This is a genomic window from Clostridium sp. chh4-2 (assembly GCF_002899675.1).
GTDB lineage: Bacteria > Bacillota > Clostridia > Lachnospirales > Lachnospiraceae > CHH4-2.
On the sequence record NZ_PKUU01000025.1, the window covers coordinates 30,601 to 49,676 of the forward strand.

The 19,076-nt window shown below is 47.9% G+C and carries 16 protein-coding genes; 13 read left to right on the forward strand and 3 right to left on the reverse strand.

Annotation, left to right across the window (positions count from 1 at the left end):
• Positions 1 to 25: 25 nt before the first annotated feature.
• Genes C0033_RS21595 through C0033_RS21620 form a run of 6 tightly spaced genes read left to right on the forward strand, consistent with a single transcriptional unit; the run spans position 26 to position 6,678 of the window.
• Positions 26 to 1,678 carry an ABC transporter substrate-binding protein gene (locus tag C0033_RS21595; RefSeq protein ID WP_103229995.1) on the forward strand — a complete coding sequence of 551 codons (1,653 nt, stop codon included), beginning with the start codon at positions 26 to 28 and terminating at the stop codon, positions 1,676 to 1,678.
• A 20-nt stretch (positions 1,679 to 1,698) separates the two neighbouring features.
• Positions 1,699 to 2,646: an ABC transporter permease gene (locus C0033_RS21600; protein ID WP_103229996.1), complete on the forward strand. Its 948-nt coding sequence runs from the start codon at positions 1,699 to 1,701 to the stop codon at positions 2,644 to 2,646.
• 16 nt (positions 2,647 to 2,662) lie between these two features.
• Entirely contained in the window at positions 2,663 to 3,502 is an 840-nt protein-coding gene (locus tag C0033_RS21605; protein ID WP_103229997.1) for an ABC transporter permease, read from the forward strand.
• Between the two features lie 11 nt (positions 3,503 to 3,513).
• Positions 3,514 to 4,485, forward strand: a complete 972-nt coding sequence (locus C0033_RS21610) for an ABC transporter ATP-binding protein (protein ID WP_103229998.1) — start codon at positions 3,514 to 3,516, stop codon at positions 4,483 to 4,485.
• Positions 4,486 to 4,488: 3 nt separating this feature from the next.
• The gene (locus C0033_RS21615; RefSeq protein WP_103229999.1) at positions 4,489 to 5,463 is read left to right on the forward strand and encodes a dipeptide ABC transporter ATP-binding protein; all 975 of its coding nucleotides are present in this window, start codon (positions 4,489 to 4,491) and stop codon (positions 5,461 to 5,463) included.
• Positions 5,464 to 5,505: 42 nt separating this feature from the next.
• Complete coding sequence (locus C0033_RS21620) at positions 5,506 to 6,678, forward strand: M20 family metallopeptidase (protein ID WP_180994848.1); 1,173 nt, start codon at positions 5,506 to 5,508, stop codon at positions 6,676 to 6,678.
• 129 nt (positions 6,679 to 6,807) lie between these two features.
• Here C0033_RS21620 and C0033_RS21625 read toward each other — a convergent pair whose 3' ends face one another.
• Both C0033_RS21625 and C0033_RS21630 read right to left on the reverse strand, forming a co-directional pair.
• A complete protein-coding gene (locus C0033_RS21625; protein WP_103230000.1) occupies positions 6,808 to 8,103 on the reverse strand; it encodes an SLC13 family permease in 1,296 nt (431 codons plus the stop codon).
• Between the two features lie 18 nt (positions 8,104 to 8,121).
• Positions 8,122 to 8,985: a DUF6282 family protein gene (locus tag C0033_RS21630; RefSeq protein WP_103230001.1), complete on the reverse strand. Its 864-nt coding sequence runs from the start codon at positions 8,983 to 8,985 to the stop codon at positions 8,122 to 8,124.
• Between the two features lie 125 nt (positions 8,986 to 9,110).
• Between C0033_RS21630 and C0033_RS21635 the strand changes: the two genes are divergently transcribed.
• Entirely contained in the window at positions 9,111 to 10,037 is a 927-nt protein-coding gene (locus tag C0033_RS21635) for a LysR family transcriptional regulator (protein ID WP_103230002.1), read from the forward strand.
• Positions 10,038 to 10,140: 103 nt separating this feature from the next.
• Positions 10,141 to 10,518 carry a DMT family transporter gene (locus tag C0033_RS21640; protein WP_103230003.1) on the forward strand — a complete coding sequence of 126 codons (378 nt, stop codon included), beginning with the start codon at positions 10,141 to 10,143 and terminating at the stop codon, positions 10,516 to 10,518.
• A gap of 457 nt (positions 10,519 to 10,975) precedes the next feature.
• On the opposite strand, the gene C0033_RS21645 is transcribed toward C0033_RS21640, so the two are convergent.
• Positions 10,976 to 11,884: a LysR family transcriptional regulator gene (locus C0033_RS21645; RefSeq protein WP_103230004.1), complete on the reverse strand. Its 909-nt coding sequence runs from the start codon at positions 11,882 to 11,884 to the stop codon at positions 10,976 to 10,978.
• Between the two features lie 250 nt (positions 11,885 to 12,134).
• On the opposite strand from C0033_RS21645, the gene C0033_RS21650 reads away from it, so the two are divergent.
• The 5 genes from C0033_RS21650 (at position 12,135) to pepD (ending at position 19,054) form a co-directional block, all read left to right on the forward strand.
• Positions 12,135 to 13,385 (forward strand): DUF3798 domain-containing protein, encoded by a 1,251-nt coding sequence (locus C0033_RS21650; RefSeq protein ID WP_103230005.1) that lies wholly within the window; start codon positions 12,135 to 12,137, stop codon positions 13,383 to 13,385.
• A 159-nt stretch (positions 13,386 to 13,544) separates the two neighbouring features.
• Positions 13,545 to 15,152 (forward strand): sugar ABC transporter ATP-binding protein, encoded by a 1,608-nt coding sequence (locus C0033_RS21655; RefSeq protein ID WP_103230006.1) that lies wholly within the window; start codon positions 13,545 to 13,547, stop codon positions 15,150 to 15,152.
• Positions 15,145 to 16,188 (forward strand): ABC transporter, encoded by a 1,044-nt coding sequence (locus C0033_RS21660; protein ID WP_103230007.1) that lies wholly within the window; start codon positions 15,145 to 15,147, stop codon positions 16,186 to 16,188. Before C0033_RS21655 ends, C0033_RS21660 begins: the two co-directional genes overlap by 8 nt.
• Complete coding sequence (locus C0033_RS21665; protein ID WP_207656887.1) at positions 16,188 to 17,498, forward strand: ABC transporter permease; 1,311 nt, start codon at positions 16,188 to 16,190, stop codon at positions 17,496 to 17,498. The genes C0033_RS21660 and C0033_RS21665 overlap by 1 nt, the downstream gene beginning before the upstream one ends.
• Positions 17,499 to 17,545: 47 nt before the next feature.
• Entirely contained in the window at positions 17,546 to 19,054 is a 1,509-nt protein-coding gene (pepD, locus tag C0033_RS21670) for a beta-Ala-His dipeptidase (protein ID WP_103230009.1), read from the forward strand.
• Positions 19,055 to 19,076: the final 22 nt, after the last annotated feature.

Below are 19,076 nucleotides of genomic sequence, written 5' to 3' on the forward strand. Positions count from 1 at the left end.
GGTTTAAGATGCCGTGCAAGAGAGTATGAAAAAACGGACGAACAAATTATTAGCGGGGGTTATGGCTGCAGTTATGCTGGCTTCATCGGCTTGTTCCGGAGGCAATGCTCCGGCAGCCGGATCAGAATCTGCATCTGCAACGGAAAAACCGGCAGCCGGAACAGAAACGGGCGCTCCGTCGGCAGAAACGCCGGAAACAAAGGCAGAGGCCGGGGAACCCAAATACGGCGGTACGCTCAGAGTTACGATTAATAACGACCCGTCATCGATGGATCCCATGCTGGAAGACGCGGAACCTGCACAGATTCCTGCATCCCACATCTTTGAGACGGTTTTAAGCAATAACATCGCAGGAGAAGTTTGTCCTCAGGTTTGTACCTTTGAGGAAAAAGATAATCAGATTATCCTGAAAGTGCGCGACGGAGTTACGTTTCATGACGGAAGCCCATGCGAAATTACCGATGTGGAAGCTTCGGCAAAGCGCTGGATGACGAATGTAAAATCTGCCAAGAGCAATGTGGAAAGCAAACTGGATAAGATGGAAGTGGTGGATGAAACCCTGGTATTCAGCTTTAAGGAACCGGCTCCATTAGCTGCAACCTTTATGTCTAACTGGGACCGCGGACTTTATGTAATTCCACAGGAAATTTGTGAAAAATATCCTGACAGCAAGATTGCCGACGAAGATTTAAACGGAAGCGGTCCGTATAAATATGTAGAACATCTGGCCGACCGCTATATCAAAATGGAGAAATACAACGATTACAAACCTTTGGAAACAGAAGAGGACGGTTTGGCAGAGACGCGTCACGGCTATGTGGATGAACTCTATTTCTATTCCGCCCCTGATATCAATGCGCGTATTTCCGGCGTTCAAACCAATGAATACGATATTGCGTTCGGTGTACCGGACAATATGAGAGCAACTTTGGAAGCGGATCCGAACCTGGATATTGAAATTAAGGACTTATCCATTTACTGCGGTTTGGTTTTCAACTATGAAAAAGGGCCTTGCACCGATGTAAACCTGAGAAATGCAATCCTGGCTTGTCTGGACATGGATTCACTGATGTTAGCCGCGCAGGGTTCCGCAGACCTCTATTATCTGAATCCGAGCGTAACCAGCACTAAGAGCAAATGGTTCGTGGAAGACAGCCTTGGCAAATATAATGCACCTGATATTGAAAAAGCAAAGGAATACCTGGCTCAGTCCTCTTATGACGGAAGCCCGCTTGTTTTTATTACAACGAAAGACAACGCTTACATGTACAAAACTGCTCTGGCATTATCAGATATGGTAAAAGACGCCGGAATCGTAATTGATATCCAGGTTTATGATAATGCAACATTGAAAGAGTACCGCATGAATCCGGATAAATTTGATATGTTCAGTTCCGGTTTAGGCGAAAAAGTGGATCCGACCCAGATCGCATTCTTTGAGGATGGATGGGCAGGCTTCTATAAGTCTGATAAAAAGGATGAACTGATAGAAAAAATGAATAATGAAACAGATTTTGATAAACGGTACGAATATTGGCAGGAGTTGTCAAAGGTGCTTTATGAAGAGCTTCCGATCATCACCTTTGGCGAGCGCCGGGTAGTTGAAGTGAAGAGAAAAGCCGTTCACAATACATTTGATACGGTTCAGAAATATTACTGGAATATCTGGGTTGACTGAAAATAAAAGGATGTGTCTATATGATTAATTATACAATACGACGATTAATATCTGCAATTCCCACGATGTTTATCGTGGCGGTCATGGTATTTTTCCTGATCCGGTGTGTCCCCGGCAATCCGGCGCTGACCATGCTCAGCGATGACGCTACGGTGGAAGAGATTGCAGACATGGAAATCAGAATGGGACTGGATCAGCCGGTTGTGGTGCAGTTCGGTAAATGGCTGGGCAATGCGGTCAGAGGCAATTTTGGTGATTCCATTTATTACGACCAGCCGGCGATGGATGTAGTTATGTCGCGCTTAGAGTCTACCTGGATGCTGGTGATTTTAGCGATGTGCATTAGTATGCTGATCGGGGTTCCTCTTGGAATCCTGGCGGCAACCCACCGGAACGGGATTCTTGATAAGCTGTGTATGGTATTGTCCATGATCGGCATATCCATGCCCGGTTTCTGGCTGGCGCTGAACCTTGTCATTCTGTTTGCGATCAAGCTCCCGATCTTTCCGGCCGTAGGCTATGCATACATATCGGAAGGCGGCCTTATGCAGTCCTTAAAATATCTGCTCCTACCGGCCATTGCCTTAGGTTTGCAGCGTTCCGCCAGTTTGGCCAGAGTGACCCGTTCCAGCATGCTTGACGTGCTGAACAGCGATTATATCAGAACTGCCAGATCCAAAGGCCTGGGAGAAAAAGCCGTAATAGGAATTCACGCGCTTAAAAATGCAATGAATCAGATCATTACACAGATCGGAATTTCAATCGCTCATCTGCTGGGTGGAGCGATCGTCATGGAAAACGTGTTCAACATCCCGGGACTGGGGCGTCTGGCTTTTGATTCTATCGTGCGCCGTGATTATCCTGTCATACAGGCACATATTTTGTACGTGGCATTTATCTATGTGATTGTGAACCTGGTTGTGGATCTTTTGTATAAGTTCTTCGATCCTCGGATCGAGTATAAATAGGGGGGTGGAGACGAACATGAAAAAGAAACGCAATTGGAGAAAATTCTTCGGCAAGTACAATATGGTACTGATCGGCGGATTTATGTTTGCAGCCATGATACTGGTAGCATTGTTTGCCAAAAACATCGCCCCCTTTGATCCCCAAAAGATGAATATGGCGGAAAGCTTACGGGCTCCTTCTGCAGCTCATCTGTGCGGAACCGATGAATTCGGCCGCGATGTATTTTCAAGAATCATCTATGGAGCCAGGATTTCTCTGAGTATATCGGTATCCGTTCTTGTGATGGTGGGAATATTCGGAACTGTGCTCGGTATGCTGGCCGGCTTTTATCACAAGGCAGATGCCGTTATCATGCGGTTTATGGACGGACTGATGGCATTTCCTACAGTGGTTCTGGCCCTTGTAATCCTGACCGTGCTGGGATCTGGCATCCCCAATCTGGTGCTGGCGCTTTCGATCACCCAGCTTCCCAGAATGGTACGTACCGTGCGTACAACAGTAATTTCGGCAAAACAGTTGGAACACGTGGAAGCGGCCAGAGCTATGGGGGCTTCGGATATGAGAATTATGTTTAAATATATTCTGCCGCTCTGCACGTCGCCTATCATTGTGCGCCTGACCCTGATTATGGCGCTCACCGTGCTGAATGAAGCCAGCCTTACTTTCCTGGGCGTCGGTTTATCACCGGATATTCCCAGCTGGGGGACCATATTATCGGAAGCGAGGCAGCATATCTACACCTCTCCGTACCTGATCTTCCTTCCGGGCCTTGCGATCCTCTGGTCGGTTATGTCTTTAAACCTTCTGGGTGACGGATTAAGAGATGCCCTGGATCCGAAACTGTCGAAAAAATAAGGAGGCAAGCCATGAGCAAACATGTATTGGATATTAAAGACTTAAACGTGGGTTTTTCCTCCTATGGAGAAACGACAAATATAGTCAATAATGTGAGTTTTTATATAGAAGAAGGGGAAACCGTAGGTATCGTAGGCGAATCCGGCTGCGGAAAGAGTATGACGGCAATGTCCATCATGCGGTTAATCAAATGTCCGCCCGGCTATATCAAGGGAGAGATTAATTTAAACGGACAAAATCTTTTGAGTTTATCGGAAAAACAGATGTGTGAGGTAAGGGGAAAAGATGTGTCCATGATTTTCCAGGAGCCTATGACCAGCTTAAACCCTGTTATTACCATCGGCAAACAGCTGATGGAGGTATTTAAAAGCCATGAAAAGATGTCACAGGAAGAAGCTTATAAAAAGTCGGTGGAAGCGCTCACGCTGGTTAAGATCGCGTCGCCGGAGCAAAGGATGAAGGAATATCCCCATCAGCTGTCAGGCGGTATGCGCCAGAGGGTGATGATTGCCATGGCGCTTTCCTGCCGGCCTAAGCTTCTGATCGCCGATGAACCGACTACTGCATTGGACGTGACGATCCAGGCACAGATACTGAAACTGATGAAACAATTAAAGGATACGCTGGACACCTCCGTTATGCTGATCACTCATGATTTAGGCGTGGTGAGGGAAGTGTGTTCCAGAGCCATCATCTTTTACTGCGGCCAGGTGATTGAAGAAGGTACGGCAGAGGAATTATTTGAGCATCCCTGCCATCCTTATACACAAGGGCTTTTAAAATCACTTCCGGCCATGGGAAGCAAGGAAAAACTGTATGTAATTCCGGGTACGGTTCCCAGTCCGGGAAATCTTCCAAAAGGATGCGTGTTTAACCCGAGATGCACCTATGCGACCGATCAGTGCCGTAGCAAAGCGCCGTCCATGACATCCGTATCGGATCATCACTGTGTAAAATGCTGGCTTTATGATAAGGAGGGCTGATAGATGGCAGAGCAGAATGTAATTATGGAAGTGCAGCATCTGGCCAAATGGTTTCCGATCAAACGCGGCCTTGCATTAAAGACAGTGGGAAACGTAAAAGCGGTGGATGATGTATCGTTTAAGGTATATGAAGGTGAAACGCTGGGGCTGGTAGGAGAATCCGGCTGCGGCAAGACTACATTGGTCCGTTCCATGCTTCGCCTGACAGAGCCGACAGGCGGAGACATTTATTATAAAGAAGAGGATTTCAGAAAACTGGACAAAAAAGAACTGAAAGCGAGACGGAAGGATGTGCAGATCGTCTTTCAGGACCCTTTCGGTTCCCTCCATCCCAAGATGACAATCCGTACAATATTGGAAGAACCTCTCATTATTAACCATTATGGTGATAAAACGCAGAGGGAGGAACGGGTGAAAGAACTGATGCGTCTGGTGGATTTAAAGGAAGAACAGCTGGACCGTTACCCCCATGAATTTTCCGGCGGCCAGCGTCAGAGAATCGTTATCGCAAGAGCACTTGCCACCAACCCGGCATTTGTGGTCTGCGACGAGCCGGTATCGGCCCTGGACGTATCAGTCCGTTCACAGATTTTAAACCTGCTTCGTGATTTGCAGAAGAATTTGAACCTGACCTATCTTTTCATCAGCCATGATCTGTCGGTTATCGAGTATATCTGTGACCGGGTTGTGGTAATGTACCTTGGAAAGGTAGTGGAATTAGCAACCAGCAAACAATTATTTGAAACGCCAATGCATCCCTATACACAGGCCCTTTTATCAGCGGTGCCTCAGGTTAGAACGGACCGTAAGGTTGAAAAGATCTCACTGGAAGGCGATATCCCCAGTCCGGCCAATCCTCCTTCCGGATGTTATTTCCATGGAAGGTGCAGATTCTGTACGGAAGAATGCAAAAAGAGCGCGCCGGTACTCAAGGACATCGGAGACGGTCATATGGTAGCCTGCCACAGAATGAAATAACGGCTGTCACCGGAGAAGGGCCGCCAGGAGGGAGAGTAATCAGTGAAAGATAAATTAATACGGTATATAGAGGAAAACCGTGGGGAATTAATCCGGATGGCGGATGATATTTTCGATCATCCGGAAGCGTCTGGAGAAGAGATCTATGCGTCGAAGATCTTGGTGGAATTCCTTGAAAAACACGGATTCCGGACTGAAACAGGAATCGCGGGCCTGCCTACGGCATTTCGCGGTGTTTATGAGATCGGAACGGGTGGGCCGTCCGTCGGCCTCTTATGCGAATACGACGCATTAAGGGATTTTGGACACGGATGCGGCCATCATATGCAGGGACCGGCGGTTTTAGGAGCAGCAGCCGCGCTGAGGGAGTGTATAGGAGAGGATACTCCGGTTAAAATCGTAGTATACGGGACGCCTGCGGAAGAAAATTCCAGGGGAAAGATCATCATGATGAACGAGGGATATTTTAACGATATCGATGTCGCTTTCATGACGCACGGAAGTCCGGAAACCAACGTGGATGTGAAGAGTCTTGCTCTCAGGAGTTTTAAGGTCTGTTATTATGGAACGGCAGCCCATGCCGCCATTAAACCGGAGGATGGAAGGAGCGCTTTAGACGCGCTGATGCTGGCCTGTCATGGCCTGGAATGTTTAAGGGAGCATGTGAGGGATGATGTGAGAATGCAGTATGCCATCCGCCAGACCAGCCCTCTTTCCAATGTGGTGCCTAATTTTGTGGAAGCCACCTTTGTAATCCGTTCCTACAGCACGGCCTATATAGAGGAGTTGGTTCCAAGGCTGGTAAAGGTTCTGGAAGGCGCGGCCATGATGACTGAAACCAGATGCGAAATTACAGAGAAAAACCGGGTGGACGGCAAGGTACCGTCTTATCTGATTAATGAACTCATGATGGAGAATGCCCGGGCGGTAAATTCCCCGTCCATTGCTCCTCCGAGGGAAAAGACCGGTTCCACGGATTTTGGCAACGTACTGCATAAAATTCCGGGTTCCTGTATCAGAATCGCCTTTGTGCCTCAGGGAACATCCAGCCACTCGCAAGCCTATCTGGATGCCGGAAAGAGCGGGAACGCCCATCTCGCGGTATGTCTGGCAGCCGAGATTCTGGCTATGACTAGCTGGGATGTGATCGGAAATAAGGAAAAACTGGGAGAAATTCAAGCAGAATTTCAGGAAAATCTAAAGATTTACGGATAAAAAAGTATAGGATCAGGGGATTAAAGAGAATGCGGCAGCCGCACCGGTGATTGTAAAATCAAAAGTGCGGCAGCCGCATTTTACGTTTGCCGGAACCGTTTTGCTTTCCGGCAGCTGTACATTCTTAAATTATAAAATAACAGATAAGATCAGGTTGAAAGCAGTTGCAGACAATACGCTGGCCGGCACGGCTAAAAAGAGCAGCCGCGGGAACATCGCATTCCGTTCTTCCTCATTGGAGCAGGAACCCAGAACCAGGCTTCCGCCGGAGGAAAATGGGGAGATGGCCGAGCTCTGCGCGCCGATTACGATACAGCTGAATAAAACCAGCGGGCTGATTCCTGTTGTGGCAGCCAAAGTGGGCACCAGCGGGAAGAGTGCCGGGCATACAACTCCGAGAGTGCTGGAGAAGAAGCTCATGATAGCTCCGATAATGCTGAATGCGATAGGCACCAGCCATGCAGGAAGGCTGCTTCCGGCCCAGGATGCCAGAAGATCGATGGTTCCGGCTTCGATGGCAACGCTGATTAACATGCCCACGCCGCAGATCATGATAATGGTGTTCCACGGTACTTTAGCGATGACGTCTTTTTGAGGCGCCAGCTGAAGGAACAGGGCGATGACGGAAAAGAGGACTGCAACCAGACCCACATCCAGCTTGCTGTTGATAAAGGTGATAACAGAAACATCAGGCAGAATGATGTGCAGGATCGGGAAAATGAGCACGGTCGTGATCATTGCAATCATCAGATAAAGATTCTGTTTTTGTTTTGCAGTAAATGCTTCCGGTTTTTCAAACACCATCCCTTTACCAATATTGCGGTTTCCACGTGGGAGATAACGGAAACCTGCGATTAAAAGGAGGGAAAATACAACGCTGGCCGCAAAGATTACCGCCGTATAGGAAAATGAGGAATCCACCATTCCGCCTTCGTCCATCAGGCCCCGGAAGATGATGCCGCTGCCGCTGGTCATGAAGTTGGCGCCTGATAAAGCGCCGCAGTTGATGGCCACAGCGCCGGTCATTTTGTCCATCTTAGCTTCATCGCAGATCAGCAGTGTGATAGGAGCCATAAATGCCATTACCGTGAAGAAACCGGCTCCCAAAGCTGCGATTCCTGCGCTGGCAAAATAAAGGGCAAAAGGCAGAAGCCCGGGGAATTTCCGGCAGGCGTATAAAAGATAGCGCGCCGTTTTCTCCAAAGTTCCGTTAACCAATGCAAAATTGTAAAACAGGGAAACGGAAAAGATCACGAACATGGTGCTGACCGGCCATCCGGCAATGACTGCTTTTGGCTTCATTCCCAAGGCGAAACATCCGATCAGATAGGCAAAAGCGATGGCAAAAAAGCCGGTGTTGAATTTCGTTTTGTATCCGATGGCCACGGATACTGCAATAGCCCCAATAATTAAAATGCTTAACATAGAAAATACCCCTTCCTCTTATTCGGACAGCCCTAAAAGGCCGGCCTGTATGGTGTGTGTCATATGATGAATCTGCTCTTCTGATATGCCGTGATCATAAAGATATTGGATATACTGCTCCAGTGCGATTTCCCAGTTGGGATTTTCCACCTGGCCGCCGTCGGTGCAGACCATCACATTTTTATATCCGCAGGCCTGAATCGCTTCTAAGTTGGCCGGAAGATTGCTCTGATATTTTCCGCCTCCTAAAGGCTGGGCAAAACAGTGTTCCAGGATAACGTCATAGTCTTTTACGATACGCACCTGATCTTCCAGGCTCATGCCTACCAGCCACCATTCCGGGTGGGTAACTACGATTTTTTTGATTCCCGCGCTGCGGGCTGCCTCTACCACTTTAAAGCACTCTGCCGGTGAGATGTGGGCGGTTCCGAGGACCGCGTCATAGTCTTTAACCAGCTGAAATACGCTTTTCAGTTCCGGAACGATGACGCCGTCTTTGATAACGTCCACGCAGTTTCCGGTATCGGCATGGTTCTTTTCCAAATGGTTTCTGGCGGATTGTGTGGGAAGCCAGATGACCTTTGCCCCCAGTTTTAAACCGCTTTCCACAGCGGCAGGATTGATTCCTCCCATCTGACGGTTTAAGGTGACGCTGCCGAACATGGTAAAATCATTATCTCCTTTATGTACCAGCTCGTTGTGGCGGTTGCACAGATAGGCCCGGTCCACCGTAGTGCCCTGATGCGTTTTAATCACAATGGCTCTGGCCCCCACCCGTATGGCGGCTTCCATTAATTCGAAATCGTCATATGCGCGGTGCCGGATATCCGGATTGGAATGGACGTGCATGTCAATTACACCTTTTAAAGAAACAGTCCCCATGATAAATCTCCTTTCATTCCTATAAACTTCAATTATCAAACATTGATATTGGATATTTTTTATCATATAATAGAAATGCAATTGATGAAAGCTAAAATATCCTATACTATATATCGGAAAAACCGATGGGAGAGAAGATGCATTTAAAAGAGTTGAATTACCTTGTGACATTGGCGGATGAAAAAAGCATATCCAGAGCGGCCGACCGGCTCTATATGGCCCAGTCCAGCCTGAGCCAGTTTTTGCAGCAGTATGAATCAGAACTTGGAACACCTCTGTTTGTCAGAACCTCCAAAGGAATCCGTCTGACTGCGGCGGGGGAATTGTTTGTGGAGAATGCCAGAAGCATTTTGACCCATTACAGGCTGGTGCAGAACGAGTTGTGCGATATGGCGCAGCTGAAATCGGGAAGCATTATATTCGGAGTCAGTTCATTCCGTGGACGTTATCTGCTTCCGAAAATACTAAAGCGTTTTTACGAAAAATACCCCAATATCCGTGTGGATATCGTAGAAGCCAACAGCATGGCTTTGGAAGATAAAATCGTGGACGGTTCCCTGGATCTGGCCATCGTCGCCCTGCCTTTGACGAAAATAACTCATGAAGTGGAATTTTTAAAGAAAGATGAAATCGTGATTGTGGCCAACCGGGAACATCCTGTGATGAAGTACGCCCACAAGAAAGAGGGATTTCCCGACTGCTGGGTGAATTTAAAAGATACTGCTGAATTTGAGTACATTCTCAGCGATTATGATACGATTCTGGGAAGTATCAGCAGGCAGCAGTTTAAAAAGGCGGGAATAAAGGTTAAATCGCACAATACCAATATCACCGCAGACATGGGAGCGGCCATGGCCCGGGAAGGGCTGGGACTGGCGTTTACTTACCGTTCCTGTGCGGAAGCCTATAAGGATGCAGTCTATCTGTCCATCGGAACGAAAGGCGTTTTTCTGGATCTGGCGCTGGTTTATCCCTACACCAATTACAGGCCAAAGGCCGCCGCCGCCCTGGGGCAGGCCATAAAAGAATTTATGGCGGAGGATCTGGCCTGAGCATTTTATACATAAAGATTGGCTGAAAACACTCTCTGTTTGCTTTTTGCCCAAAAGCGGGCTGGAATGGAGAAATAGAAAGAAAAAAACAGGAGAAAGATCCATGAAAGCAAAAGGAATTGTACTGACAATCTTATCCGCGGTGATCTACGGCTTCACGCCGGTGATCGGACGGATGACCTATACCATGGGCAGCAACGGGATCACCCTGGCCTTTTTTCGATACCTGTTTGTCCTGCCCTTTCTGTTTATCCTGGCACTAATGAAAAAAGAAAACATGAAGCTTTCAGGTAAGCAGCTTCGGGCGATTGTGGAAGTATCCCTGGGCTGCAGCTTTACCGTCGCCCTTCTCTACAGTTCCTACAGCTATACCGCAGTCGGAACCGCCACCACCATCCATTTTATGTATCCTTTATGGGTATCCCTTGCGATCAGCATGATCTTTCGCGAAAAACCGGAAAAGCCGCAGGCTGTTTCCTGATCCTGGGCGGAGTCATCTACCTGATAGCCCAAGATGCTAAAAAAAGCCTGATCCAGGAATCACCATTATAACACGAATAGTAACTACCAACACATTTCAAGTATTACTGATAGAACCTGAGTTTCCGCGTTTTTTGGAGCCCGGTCTTGTGTGGGGGCCTGGCGTCCGGCTTTGCCGCAGGGGCCTTTCCAATATGGAGCCCGTCCTATGACTATGCAGGGCATTAGAGGATGTTAGCGCGCAGGACTTTTTCGTTCTGCGGGAAAGAGCCGCCTGTTTGAGCGTAAGCGAGTTGCGGTCTTTCCCAAAGGTTTTTAGAAAAATCCCGCACGCTTACATCCTCTTATGCCCGAATCCGGAATAGGACGGGCTCCATATTGGAAAGGCCCCTGCGGCAAAGCCGGACGCCAGGCCCCCACACAAGACCGGGCTCCAAAAAACGCGGAAACTCGAGCCTTCAATCATAATAATGCGCATACGTATCAGTCAGCAGGTTCATCAGGTTTAACTCATCCTGGCTTGGATGCCTGTCTTTACGCTGGAGACAGAGCATATACCGGTAATAAGGTTTGTCAGGCCGGCAGACCAGCAGTCCCATATCCCTGGGAATGCAGTAACAGGGAATGGCAGACAGGCAAAGTCCCTGTAAAACCATGCGGCACAGGGCGATGGTGCTGTTTAACTCGCAGACAACGCCTGCATTCATGTGATAATCGTTAAACAGTCTCAGAGCGATTTGATAGTCGCAGGTATCCCTGGGGGACAGGGCGAAATTTTCGTTTGCAAACAGAGACATGTCCGCCACAGGCGGATTATCGTAATCCGTAGATGCGGCTGCCGCATTGGGATGGTTTGGAGGAACCACCAGCCAGACTTCCTCTTTTTTCATCAGCTGGATATGATAACGGTCGTCCCTGATCAGTTCTCCGCGGCCGATGATTGCTATATCCAGTTTTCCTTCATGAAGCTTATCCAGGATGGCTACGGCGCGGCCTTCCATCACATTCGCATTGAAATTGGGGGCGGTGGGCTTGTATTTGGCAAAAACTTTTGCAAAGATTTGAAGAACCATTTGGGAGGATATGCCGATATTCAGCGTATCGTCGTTTTGACAGATATGGAGCTTTTCATAAAGCTCTTTTTTCATGTCCAGCATCTTTCTTGCGGTTTCTACATAGAGTTCTCCGGCCGGAGTGATGGAAAGCCGGTTCTTTTCTCTGGCAAACAGGGATAATCCAAGTTCTTTTTCCAATTTTCCAAGAAAAAGGCTCAGCGTGGACTGTGATACGAATAAGCGTTCGGCCGCCCTGGTCAGATTCTGTTCTTCCGCTATCACAACGATGTAGTTCAGCTGTTTTAAATCCATAATTTTCTCCTCATAAGTGCAGCGTTAAAACTAATATAATAAATTAATTTTAATGTATACTATTGATTTTTTCAATAGTATTTATGAATATTATATATTGGATTTATTTGTGCAAATACTATAATATAAAACTAGATTTAACAGATTATTAGTGCAAAAATAATAATTATTTGTTAATCAACGGGATAGAAAATGGAGTTGTATCCATCCTTTTCCGGATTAGAAAATCACACGCTAGGAGGAAGAAAAGATGAGGAAAATGAAAAAAATGATGTCATTGCTGCTGGCAGTTTCTATGATAGGCGGATTATGCGCCTGCGGGTCATCAAGCCAGCCAGCCGCTTCAACAGGGGGGAGTTCATCTGCCGGGACGACGGCTGCCGGATCAGAGGCTCCGGCGGATAAAAAAGAAGGCGAAACCTCACAGGCCGAGGCTATGGGAAATTATAAAATCGGAATCATGACAGATACAGTGTCCTCAACAGAAGAAAATTACCGTGCCGCTATGACAATGAAAGCGAAATACGGGGATATGATCGTGACTGCCACATATCCGGACAAGTCTTCAGAGCTCGAGACTACAATTTCCAACGCGCTGAGCCTGGCATCCGATCCGGATGTAAAAGCCATTGTGTTCTGTCAGGCCATTGAGGGAACCACGGCTGCGATCCAGAAGATCAAGGAAAAACGCCCTGACATGCTCTGTATCGTAGGCGGTATGACGGAAGATCCGGCTGTGATCGGTGCGGACGGAGTTGCGGATATCTGTCTTCAGAAAGCAACGGAAGAATTGGGAATTCAGATGGTGGAAGGCGCAAAAGAGAGAGGCGCAACCAGGCTGATCCATTATTCCTTCCCGCGTCAGATGGCAATGCAGGTAATCCATACCAGATATGAAGCGATTAAGGCGAAATGCGAAGAGCTGGGAATCGAGTTCATGGAAGTCATGACACCGGATACCCAAAGCGATGCCGGCGTAGCAGGAACCCAGCAGTTTGTATTGGAAGACGTGAGAAGAAAGATCGAAGAATTTGGCCCTGACACCGCATTTTATGCAACCGGCGTGGCGATGAATGAACCTATGATTAAGGCAGTTGTGGAAGGCGGAGCAATCTATATCCTCCAGTCCGACCCATCACCATTTAACGGCTATCCGGCGGCACTGGGAATTGAGATACCGGAAGATAAAAAAGGCGATTTCCAGTACGGCCTTCAGCAGATCAAAGAAAAATCCACGGCTCTTGGAATGGAAAAACGTCTTTCCACATGGAGCTTTGCAGTTTATCCCATGTTCATCTGCGCTGGCGTGGAATATGCCAAAGCCTATTGTGAAGGCCAGACAAACGGCAAATTCGACCCGGATGTGTTAAAAGAGAAAATGTCCGAGTACGCCAAAGCCGATATCCAGTTCAGCAATTACGTGGACAACAACGGAACGAAATTTGACAATGTAATCTATGTGACCGGAGAACTGGTTGACTTCAGCACCTTCGGCGAATAATTGCATAGTCATACGGGAATCTCCCGTTCCGGAAGCAGGGAACCGGTAAAGAGCCGCGCCCTGGGCCGGGAATTATCCTAAGCACGAAGTACCAAATAGAAGAGCAGGCAGGCCACCGCTTGCTTTTTCTCTAAAAATACATAAGACAGGTGATGAGGAATGGCGGAATATGAGTATGTCCTGGAAATGAAGGATATAGGCAAGGAATACTATGGAAACCGGGTACTCAAAGGGATCAGTTTTCATCTGAAGCCCGGCGAGATCATGTCTGTGATCGGGGAAAACGGGGCGGGCAAATCAACCCTTATGAACGTTTTGTTTGGAATGCCGGTAATTCATTCGACAGGCGGATATGAAGGCAAGGTATTTTACGAGGGGAAGGAAGTATCCATAAAATCACCGTATCATGCCATGGAACTGGGAATTGGAATGGTGCATCAGGAATTTATGCTGCTTCCGGATTTTACCGTGACGGAAAATATTAAACTGAACCGGGAGCTGACAAAACCCAACCCGTTCAGCCGGGCATTTGGCAAAAAGCTGGAAACTCTGGACCGGAAAACCATGAAGCAGGATGCCAGAAGAGCCCTGGACCGGGTGGGGCTTGGGATCGACGAATGGGCTCTTGTGGAAGGCATGCCGGTGGGGTATATGCAGTTTGTGGAAATCGCCCGGGAGATCGACAAACAGGATATTAAGGTGATCGTATTTGACGAGCCCACGGCGGTTCTGACGGAAAGCGAATCCCAAAGGCTTTTGGAAGTTATGAGGAAAATTGCAGATTCCGGCGTTGGTATCCTCTTTATCAGTCATAAACTGGATGAGGTGATCCGGATTTCCGATAAAATCATGGTTATGCGGGACGGAGAGCAGGTGACCACTATTCCAGGTAAAAATGCGTCCACGGTTCAATTGGCGGAACTGATGGTGGGAAGGGGAATTGACGCGGATTCCATTGCGAAGTACCGGGATTTTTCGGACGGAGAAACGCTGATGTCCATCAGAGACTTAAAAGTCATGATGCCGGGAGAGATGGTAAAGGGTATCGATCTGGATATTAAAAAAGGCGAGATCGTAGGATTTGCCGGGCTGGCCGGATATGGCAAGCTGGGCATATCCAATGGTATTTTAGGAATCTGTCATGCGGATGGAGAAGTGGTTTATAAAGGCGAACGTTTAAAACTGAACGATCCTTTGGCGGTTCTTCGAAAGCATATCGCTTTTGTATCGGAGGACAGGAAAGGCGTGGGCCTGATTCTGCAGGATTCCATCGAGGACAACATAGTCAATCCCTCCATGCAGGTTCACGGCCAGTTCCTGAAACAGTATGGGCCGCTCAGGCAGATCGACAGGAAAAAGATCAATGAACGGGCGAAAAAGATGATCGGAGAGCTTCAGATCAAATGCACCGGGCCCAAGCAGGCCGTAGGCGCATTATCCGGCGGAAACCAGCAGAAAGTCTGCATCGCGGCGGCCCTTACGCTGGAACCGGAGATGCTGTTTGTATCGGAACCCACAAGGGGAATCGACATCGGGGCGAAAAAGATAGTGTTGGATTATCTTCAAAAATTGAACCGGGAAGACGGAGTGACCATTGTGGTCACGTCCAGTGAATTGAAGGAACTGCGTTCCGTATGCGATAAAATCGTGATCATAACCAAAGGGAAGATCCAGGGTGTGCTTCTTCCTGACGCTCCGGATGCGGAATACGGGCTGATGATGTCGGGAGCCAGTGAAAAAACGGCGGGAGGTGAGGAAAATGAGTAAGACAAAATTAAGCGGTCTTTACCGGTCAATCGGACTGCCAAGGCTGATTATCACAGGATTTGTCCTGGTTTTGTGCCTGCTTCTGCCGGTGCTGGGGCTGCAGTCCGATATGCTGTTTTCCCAATCCTTAACCAGAATTTTTATGAATCTGATCCTGGTGTTAGCCATGGTTCCTTCCATCACGTCAGGAATCGGCATGAACTATGGACTCCCCCTGGGAATTGTCTGCGGGCTTTTAGGAGGGGCACTTAGTCTGGAACTGAGGATCACGGGCCTGGCCGGTTTTCTGGCGGCGATTGTAATTTCCCTTCCTCTGGCTGCGCTGTTTGGAACCGGTTATGGAATTCTGCTCAACAAGGTCAGGGGCTCGGAGGGAATGATCGCCACTTATGTGGGATTCTCGGTGGTTGCGTTTATGGATATTGTTTGGCTGGTGTCTCCGTTTAAAAATGATGCGATCACATTTCCCATGGGTTCAGGGCTCAGAAATATCGTTTCTGTAGAAGGCAGCTATGAAAAAATATTGGATAACTTTTTAAAGATTAAAATTACCCGCAATATCGAAATTCCCACAGGGCTGATCTTATTTTCCCTGTTCCTCTGTCTGCTGATGTGGATCTTTCTGCGCACCAAACTGGGAATCAAGATGAAGATCGGAGGGGCCAATCCGGCTTATGCAAAGGCCATTGGCATCAAAGTGGATAAGACCAGGATTTTGGGTATGGTGATTTCCACCTGTCTGGGCGCGGTGGGCATTATCGTCTATGCGCAGAGCTATGGATTCTACCAGTTTTACAACGCTCCTCTGATGATGGCATTCAGCTGTGCGGCTGCGATTCTGATCGGTGGGGCCACGGTGAGAAAGGCTTCAGTTACTCATGTTATATTCGGAACGGTTCTGTTCCAGACCATGCTGACAATCGCGCTTCCCATAGCCAATGAAGTGATGCCGGAGGGAAATCTGTCTGAAATAATCCGGATTATCATCAGCAACGGAGTCATTCTGTATGCGCTTACGAAAGCAGGTGATAAATGATGAAAAAGATAAAGGATCTGTTTACCAATAATATCGTAACGGTCATGTTCATTATCCTCTGCGCGGCGGCCATCGCGGTTGCCGATCAGACCCCTGCTTTCTTATTTGAACAGATCGTTCAAAGGCTTTTCAGAAACGGCATTCTGGTGTTGTCCTTAATCATCCCCGTTTTGGCCGGCCTGGGACTTAATTTCGGCATTGTTTTGGGAGCCATGAGCGCTCAGACCGCTATGATTATGGTCACATACTGGAAGGTGGAAGGCGTGGCCGGTCTGGTGCTGGCTCTTATAATCAGCACTCCCATTGCCATCCTGTTAGGCGTGCTGATCGGACGTCTTTTCAACAAAACGAAAGGACAGGAGATGATAACGGGCATGATTCTGGGCTTTTTTGCAAATGGAGTCTACCAGTTCATATTCATGGTTTTAGTCGGTGGAATCATCCCTCTGAACAATCCCGATATGACCATATCCGGCGGAATCGGACTGTTAAATACCATGAAATTGTCGGAAAAGACGGCGGGAGCATTTGATAAACTTTTAAGGATTTCTCTCGATAAAGCATTTCTGTATGGATTTATCCTGCTGCTGATTGTATTTGCATGGAAGCTATTTGGGGAGCTGCGGCAGAGAACTCTGACGGCACAGAGGAATCTGCCTTTGCCGGATGGCTTGCAGCAGCAAAATGGATTCGGCCGGGTAAAAGGCCTGGGCGCAGCAGTCGTGGTTTATGGCATTTTACTGGTTCTGGTAAGAGGAAATGCAAAAATCAATATGGCCATGGCATTTGTGGACGTCCCCGTGTTTACGGCGGTGCTGGTGATTCTGGCAGCCTTATTTACCAGATTTCTTATCAATACGAAACTGGGCCAGGATTTCCGGTCGGTTGGGCAGAACATGAAGGTGGCGGTGGCGTCGGGCATCAATGTGGATAAGACAAGAGTCATTGCAATCGTGATTTCAACCGTATTAGCCAGTTTCGGCCAGATTATATCGATTCAGAATATCGGCAATTTTGCTACCTATACGGCCCATGAGCAGGTTGCGACCTTTGCAATTGCAGCTCTTTTAGTCGGAGGAGCGTCCATTAAAAAAGCCAATGTCAGCCATGCATTTTTAGGGATTATTTTATTCCATACGCTGTTTACGGTTGCTCCCATGGCCGGCGCAAACCTTTTTAATGACACGCAGATAGGGGAATATTTCAGGGTGTTTGTATCTTATGGCGTTATTGCCCTGGCTCTTCTGCTTCATACGGCAAAAGCGGCCAAGCAGAGAAGGCTTCTGCTTCAGCAGGAACAGCAGTCGTAGCACAAAAATCTCAGGAAATAAATAAAAAATACGGAGAAGCAGACAAGATGAGTAATGATTATTTGATTAAAGACAGAGAGCCACAGGCTTTATATCATTTTTTTGAAGATATTTCGAGAATCCCGAGAATTACCTTTCACGAGAAGGAAATCTCACAGTACCTGGTGGAGTTTGCCGAAAGCCGCGGATTATGGTGTTACCGTGACCGGATGTACAATGTGCTGATTAAAAAAAAGGGAAGCGCAGGCTGTGAAAATCTTCCTCCTGTTCTTTTGGAAGGCCACGTGGACATGGTGGCGGCAAAAGCCGGGGATTCCGATCACAATTTTGAGACAGACCCCATTGAATTGATCGTGGAAGGAAATATTCTGCGCGCCAATAAAACGACGCTCGGAGCGGATAACGGCTGTGCGGTTGCCATGATGCTGACGCTGCTGGATAAAGAAGATCTGGTGCATCCGCCCCTGGAATGCCTGTTTACCGTTCAGGAGGAAACAGGTTTGGACGGAGCGAAAGCATTTGATATGAGCAAAATTGATTCCAGGCGGATGATCGGGCTGGATGCGGGATCAGAAGGCGTTTTCCGCATGGGAACCACGACGAAAATCCAGATGACCGCAGCTTTGAAAACGGAACGGGAAGAGACAAAGGGAAAAACCTATGAACTTCTGGTGGATGGATTAAGGGGCGGGGATCAGGGAGCCAATGTGCCGAAAGAGAGGATCAGCGCCATAAAGATGACGTTTCGGGCTCTCCATTACCTGAATCAGGATATGGACGTGCGCGTGATTTCCACCGAGAAACTGGGTAAAGGCATACCGGAAGACTGCCGGACCAGAATCTGCCTGGCGGATGGAGAAGAGGCACGCATGAATGAGATTCTGGAGCGTCAGCAGCAGTGCATCAGGCGTGAATATGCGGAAAGCGATCCCGATATCAGAATCCGTGCGGTGCCTGTGCAGGACGGACAAAAAATGATGACCAAAGAATGCAGTGACAATCTGATCAACAGCATTTATCTGATGCCCTATGGAGCCAGGAACAGAAAACCGTGTAAATTGGACGAGGTGAGATGTTCTGTGATCATGAAGAAAATCTACACAGACCCGGATGCGGTCCGTATCTTTTCCGTGATTTCCACAGAGGAGATGATACATGGAGATGTTCTGGATGAGGAGATGAGAACCTTTGTGCGCACCCTTGGATGGGAAGTGGAATCGGTGGAACTGGATAAAGGCTGGGACTGGGAAGCCGTATCCCCTATCCGGGATACCATGGTTAAATCCTACGTGGAACTGTACGGTAAGGAACCAGTCGTCAATATCAGCCACGGAGGCAATGACTGCGTGGTGTTCAAGCATAAGATTCCTGAAATGGATATGGTGACCACAGCAGCAACCTATGAAGATTACCATACGCCCAACGAACATCTTTATATGGATTCCTTCGAGCGGGTTTACTATCTGCTGGAGCGGGTATTGTTCAATTTATCGGAGGAACAGACAGAAACGGATTCCGTGAGGGAGATGAGCCAGGAATGCGCCGGTTTAGTTTAAAGGAAGTATAAATCTTATAAAA